This window comes from Aestuariibius violaceus, from assembly GCF_040779325.2.
GTDB classification, from domain to species: domain Bacteria; phylum Pseudomonadota; class Alphaproteobacteria; order Rhodobacterales; family Rhodobacteraceae; genus Aestuariibius; species Aestuariibius violaceus.
This window is the reverse complement of record NZ_JBFONT020000034.1, coordinates 1-469: the sequence shown is the minus strand read 5'-3', so window position 1 is coordinate 469 and position 469 is coordinate 1. Positions and strand designations below refer to the sequence as shown.

The window sequence follows — 469 nt, the reverse complement described above, 5'->3', positions numbered from 1 at the left end:
AGCACCAGGCGATCAAACGCCGATGCTCGCCAGTATTTATTCTTTCATGTAGGGCCATCAAAGAAGGTTGCGGCAGTGATGGTTTTGGGCCTCAACGCTGCTTCTGGTTTGGTTGAGGTCTTTACGCGGGGTGAGGGGTGCACGCGCGCGGCTAGTGGGTTATAAACTAATCAATACTTCCGATCGTGACGAAACTGCGACGGAGAGGTTCCGAGATACTTTCGAAATGACCGGCTCATATGATTTTGATCTGCATATCCCAGGCGAAAGGCGATTTCTGGCAGTGCGCTGCGGTCGGCCAATAGAAACTCGCACGCCATCTGGACGCGCAACTTTTGAACAAATTGATACGGCGACAGACGCATGCGCTTTTTGAAATGACGGTTGAAAGTGCCAACGGGCATATCGCAGAGCCTTGCAAGATCGCCGACAGACACACCTTCACCTATGTTGGAGCGCACGAACTCTT

General features: G+C 52.0%; 1 protein-coding gene. It reads right to left on the bottom strand.

Features of this window, described 5'->3' with window-relative positions:
- Window positions 1-170: 170 nt before the first annotated feature.
- On the bottom strand, window positions 171-469 hold a 299-nt coding region (locus AADZ90_RS22435; RefSeq protein ID WP_411997185.1), incomplete at its 5' end, for a helix-turn-helix domain-containing protein.